This window comes from Actinoplanes sp. NPDC049118 (assembly GCF_040648555.1).
Classification (GTDB): domain Bacteria; phylum Actinomycetota; class Actinomycetes; order Mycobacteriales; family Micromonosporaceae; genus Actinoplanes.
On record NZ_JBEZDY010000064.1, the window covers coordinates 1 to 5,849 of the forward strand.

Here is a 5,849-nt window from a genome sequence, read left to right on the forward strand (position 1 = left end):
CGGGGTTTGGTGGGTTCGTCGTTGGCGTGGGGGTTTTGGGAGCGGCGTTCGTCGATGACGGCGCATTTGTCGGATACCGACCTCCGCCGGATGGCGAAGAGCGGCATGCTCGGCATCTCGGACGAACTCGGCGTCGAGCTGTTCGACGCCGGCCTGGCGTCGTCCTGGGGCGTGGTGGCCCCGGTCCGGCTGGACATCGCGGCGCTGCGGTCGTCCGGAAACGTCCCCGCGGTCCTGCGTACCCTCGTCGGACCGGCCCGCCGGGTGGTCGAGGCCGCCGGCGCGACGTCCGGTGGTCCCGCCTTCGCCGAGCGCCTGGCCGTCCTGCCCGCCGGTGAACGGGACCGGCTCGCCCTCGAGCTGGTGCGCCGCAACGTCGCCGCCGTGCTCGGCTACGACGACGCCGGCGCCGTCGCCGAGGACCGGGCGTTCAAGGAGATCGGGTTCGACTCGCTCACCGCGGTCGAGCTGCGCAACCGCCTCAACGCCGCGACCGGGCTGCGGCTGCCCGCCACCCTCGTCTTCGACTACCCCAACCCGGCCGTGCTCGCCAAGCAACTGCTGGCCGAGGTCCTGCCGGACGGCGCCGATCCCGGCGCCGGAGACGAGGAGACCGCCCTACGGTCGGCGCTCGCCTCCATCCCGATGACCCGCCTCCGGGAGGCCGGCGTGCTCGGCACCCTCCTGGCGCTGGCCGGGCTCGGCGACGATGCCGAGCCCGAGACCGGCGGCTCCCGGGACGACCTGGACGACCTGGACGCGGCGGACCTGATCCGGCGCGCGCTCGGCGCCACCGCCTCCTGAACCGGCGCCGCGACCCGGATCCCCTTGGCGTCCGCGCGGCGCCACCAATTCCTGAACCGACGCACCGCGACCTGGAGCATCTGATGACGACCTCCAACGGCCAGCTCGTTGACGCCCTGCGCGCCTCGCTCAAGGAGACCGAGCGCCTCAAGCAGCAGAACCGCCGGCTCCTCGGCGCGGGTAGCGAACCGATCGCCGTCGTCGCGGCGAGCTGCCGGTTCCCCGGCGGCGTCCGCTCGCCCGAACAGCTGTGGGACCTGGTCGCCGGCGGCACCGACGCGATGTCGCCGTTCCCGGCCGACCGGGGCTGGGACGTCGACGGCCTCTACGACCCCGACCCCGACCGATCCGGTACGAGCTACGTGCGCGAGGGCGGGTTCCTGCACGACGCCGCGCTGTTCGACCCGGCGTTCTTCGGGATCAGCCCACGCGAGGCGCTGGCGATGGACCCGCAGCAGCGGCTACTGCTGGAGTCGTCGTGGGAGGCGTTCGAGCGGGCCGGCATCGACCCGGCGACCCTCGCGGGCAGCCAGACCGGCGTGTTCGTCGGCGTGATCCACAACGACTACACCTCCGGCCCGCGGTCGGTGCCCGACGACCTCGAGCCGTTCCTGGGCAACGGCGGGGCGAGCAGCGTCGCGTCCGGGCGGATCGCGTACACGCTCGGCCTGCAGGGCCCGGCGATCAGCGTCGACACCGCGTGCTCCTCGTCGCTTGTCGCGCTGCATCTGGCCGTGCAGTCGCTGCGCCGCGGCGAGTGCGCGATGGCGCTGGCCGGCGGCGCCTCGGTGATGGCGACGCCCGGTGCGTTCACCGAGTTCTCCCGCCAGCGCGGGCTCGCCCGGGACGGCCGGTGCAAGCCGTTCGCCGCGGCGGCCGACGGCACCGGCTGGGGCGAGGGCGTCGGGATGCTGCTGCTCGAGCGACTCTCCGACGCGGAACGCCAGGGCCGCCGGGTGCTCGCGGTCATCCGCGGCTCCGCGGTCAACCAGGACGGTGCGTCCAACGGGCTCTCCGCGCCGAACGGGCCGGCGCAGCGCAAGGTGATCCGGGCGGCGCTGGCCAACGCCGGTCTCACAACGTCCGATGTGGACGCCGTGGAGGCGCATGGCACGGGTACGACGCTCGGTGACCCGATCGAGGCGCAGGCCTTGCTGGCGACGTACGGGCAGGATCGGGTGGGCGAGCCGTTGTGGCTGGGCTCGCTCAAGTCGAACATCGGGCATGCCATGGCGGCGGCCGGCGTCGGCGGCGTGATCAAGATGATCGAGGCGATGCGGAACGGTGTGCTGCCGCGGTCGCTGCACGTCGACGAGCCCACGTCGAAGGTGGACTGGGAGTCGGGCGCGGTCTCGCTGCTGAGCGAGGCGCGCGAGTGGCCGGCGGTCGGTCGGCCGCGGCGTGCGGGTGTGTCCTCGTTCGGGATCAGCGGCACGAATGCGCACCTGATCCTGGAACAGGCGCCGGAGGCCCCGGCCGCGGCGGCGCCGGCGGACGCTGTCGTGCCGTGGGTGGTGTCGGCGAAGTCGGAGGCGGCGTTGCGTCGGCAGATCGAGCGCCTGGCGGAGGTGGGCGGGCATCCGGTGGATGTCGGCTTCAGCCTCGTGCGGTCGCGGGCGGTGTTCGGGCATCGGGCGGTCGCGGTGGGTTCGTCGGCGGCGGAGCTGATCGCGGGACTGCGGGAGGCCGTGGTCGCCGAGGCGGTGCCGGGTCGTGGTCCGGTGATGGTGTTCCCGGGTCAGGGTTCGCAGTGGGTTGGTATGGCGGTCGAGCTGGCCGCGGCATCGTCGGTTTTCGCCTCCGCTCTGCGGGATTGCGCGGAGGCGTTGGCGCCGCACGTCGATTGGGATCTGTTCGAGGCTCTCAAGGATGAGGGCCTGTTGTCGCGGGTGGATGTGGTGCAGCCGGTGTCGTTTGCCGTGCATGTGTCGCTGGCGAGGTTGTGGGAGTCGTTCGGGGTCGTGCCGGCGGCGGTGGTCGGGCATTCGCAAGGGGAGATCGCCGCCGCCTGTGTGGCGGGTGCGCTGTCTCTGGCGGACGCGGCGCGCATCGTCGCGGTGCGGTCGAAGGCGATCCGGGTGTTGTCCGGCACCGGTCTGATGGCGTCGATCGGTCGCCCCCTGACCGAGCTACCCGAAGGCGTCTCGATTGCGGCAGTCAACGCCCCGTCGTCGGTGGTGGTGTCGGGTGAGCCGCAGGCGGTGCGGGATCTGGTCGCCTCGTGCGAGGCGGACGGGGTTCGGGCGCGGTTGATTGCGGTGGATTATGCGTCGCATTCGGCGATGGTGGAGAGCCTGCGTGAGGAGTTGATCGTCGGGCTGGGTGAGGTGAACGCGGTCGCGTCGGCGGTGCCGATGTTCTCCACCGTCACCGGCGAATGGGCGGACACCACGTCGTTGGATGCGGGCTACTGGTTTGAGAACCTGCGGCGGACGGTGCGGTTCGCCGATGCCATTCAGGCGTTGCAGGGTGAGGACTTCGGACTTTTCCTTGAGGTGTCCGCGCATCCGGTGGTGGCGGTGCCGATCAGTGAGATGGGCGGCACGGTCGTCGGTAGTCTCCGCCGGGATGACGGTGGTTGGGGTCGGTTCCTGGCCTCGGTCGGTGAGGCGTTCAGCCACGGCGCGCGGGTGGACTGGGCGAAGGCGTTCCCGGACGGGGCGCGGATCGTGGACCTGCCCACCTACCCCTTCGACGAGGAGCGCTACTGGCTCGAGTCCGCCGGGGACTTCGGCGACCTGGAGTCCGTCGGCCTCGGCGGGACCGAACATCCGCTGCTGCCCGCGGCGGTGGTGCTGCCCGACGGCGACGGCGTCGTCCTCACCGGCCGCATCTCGCTCAAGTCCCAACCGTGGCTGGCCGACCATGCCGTCCTGGGCAGCGTGCTGCTGCCCGGCGCGGCGTTCGTGGAGCTGGCCGTGCGTGCCGGTGACGAGGTCGGCTGCGACCGGGTGGAGGAGTTGACGCTGGCCGCGCCGCTGGTGCTCGACGAACGGCCGGTCGTGCTGCGGGTGGTGGTCGGCGCCGCCGACACCGACGGACGCCGGCCGGTGACCGTGCACTCGAGCGCCGACTCCGAGACCTGGACCGCCCACGCCTCCGGCACGCTCGCGATCGGCGCGGCCGGTTCGGTCGCCGAGCTGGGCGTGTGGCCGCCGGCGGGCGCCCAGCCGGTGGAGACCGACGGCTACTACGCCCGGCTCGAGGCCGACGGATACGGCTACGGGCCCGCGTTCCAGGGGCTGCGGCGGGCCTGGCGGCGCGGCGACGACGTGTTCGCCGAGGTGGAGCTCGCCGACCCGGACGCCGCCCGGTACGGCCTGCACCCCGCCCTGCTCGACGCGAGCCTGCACGCCATCGGCATCGGCACCGCCGAGGAGACGGTGCGGCTGCCGTTCACCTGGACCGGCGTCACCCTGCACGCCGGCGGCGCCACCGCGCTGCGGGTGCACCTCGCCCCGGCCGGCGCCGACGCGGTGCGCATCCAGCTCGCCGACCGCACCGGCGCGCCCGTCGCCTCCATCGACGCCCTCCTCCGCCTGCCGATCGCCGCCGACCAGCTCGCCGCGCCGAGCGCCGCACAGGACGCCATGTTCCGCGTCGAGTGGACCGCCCTGGAGCTCCCGGAGACCGGGGACGGCGCCGGCTGTACCGAGGTCGAGACCCTCGACGAGGTGACCGGCGACGTGCCGGACCTCGTCGTCGTGCACCTGGGCGAGGCCGGGGCGGGCGACCCGTACCGCGCCACGGCGCGGGCGCTGGGCCTCGTTCAGCACTGGCTGGCGGACACCCGGTTCGACGCGTCGCGGCTGGCCCTGGTCACCACCCGCGCGGTCGCCGCCGTACCCGGGGAGTGGCTGGACGACCTCGCGTACGCGCCGGTCTGGGGCCTGGTCCGGGCCGCGCAGGCGGAGAACCCCGGCCGGTTCCTGCTCGCCGACATCGACGGCAGCGACCAGGCCCGGCTCCGGCTGCCCGCCGCCCTCGGCACCGACGAACCCGAGGTCGCCGTACGCGGCACCGCGGTGCTCGCCCGGCGCCTCATCCGGGTACGCCCGCAGGACGCCCTCGTGCCGCCCGCCGACGGCAGCTCCTGGCGCCTCGACGCCACCGTCCGCGAGAGCCTGGAGAACCTCGAGTTCGTCCCCGCACCGGAGGCGCACGCCCCGCTCGCCGACGGAGAGGTACGCGTCTCGGTCCGCGCCGCCGGCATCAACTTCCGCGACCTGGTGTCGCTGCTGGGCATGGCCGCCACCGAGGAGGTGATGGGCGGCGAGGCCGCCGGCGTGGTGCTCGAGGTGGGTCCGGGCGTCACCGACCTGGCGGTCGGTGACCGGGTCGTGGGCTTGTTCACCGGCGCGTTCGGGCCCGTCGCCGTCACACACCGCGACTTCCTCGGCCCGGTGCCCGCCGGCTGGAGCTTCGCCTCGGCCGCCGCCGTACCCATCGCCTTCCTCACCGCCTACTACGGGCTGGCCGACCTCGCGGGCGTGTGTGCGGGTCGGCGGGTGTTGGTGCATGCGGGTGCGGGTGGTGTGGGGATGGCGGCGGTGCAGTTGGCGCGTCATCTGGGTGCTGAGGTGTTCGCGACGGCGAGTCCGTCGAAGTGGGGGGTGTTGCGGGGTCTGGGTTTGGATGATGAGCACATTGGTTCGTCGCGTGATCTGGGGTTCGAGGAGAAGTTTCTTCGGGTGACCGGTGGTGCGGGTGTCGATGTGGTGTTGGATTCGTTGGCGCGTGAGTTCGTGGATGCGTCGTTGCGGTTGTTGCCGCGTGGTGGTCATTTCCTGGAGATGGGCAAGACCGATATCCGCGACGCCGACGAGGTCGCGGCCGCACACCCGGGCGTCGTCTACCAGGCGTACGACCTGGTGCAGGCGGGACCGGTCCGGACCCGCGAGATGCTCGACCACCTGCTCGGCCTGCTCGGCGCCGGCAACCTGGACGCACTGCCGGTGACGGCGTGGGATGTGCGGCGGGCGCCGGAGGCTTTTCGGTTCATGAGTCAGGCGCGGCATGTGGGGAAGATTGTTTTGACGGTGCCG

At 72.9% G+C, this 5,849-nt stretch carries 2 protein-coding genes; both read left to right on the forward strand.

Annotated features, from left to right (window positions below):
* Positions 1–105: 105 nt before the first annotated feature.
* On the forward strand, positions 106–804 hold the full coding sequence (locus AB0B58_RS42145) for a beta-ketoacyl reductase (RefSeq protein ID WP_360236994.1): 699 nt from the start codon (positions 106–108) through the stop codon (positions 802–804).
* Positions 805–887: 83 nt separating this feature from the next.
* Positions 888–5,849: beta-ketoacyl synthase N-terminal-like domain-containing protein (locus tag AB0B58_RS42150; protein WP_360236997.1), on the forward strand; the 4,962-nt coding region annotated here is incomplete at its 3' end.

What these genes read in the sequence shown, in the direction of transcription:
- AB0B58_RS42145 (WP_360236994.1), top strand. Translation starts at nt 106, where the DNA reads ATGCTCGGCATCTCGGACGAACTCGGCGTCGAGCTGTTCGACGCCGGC.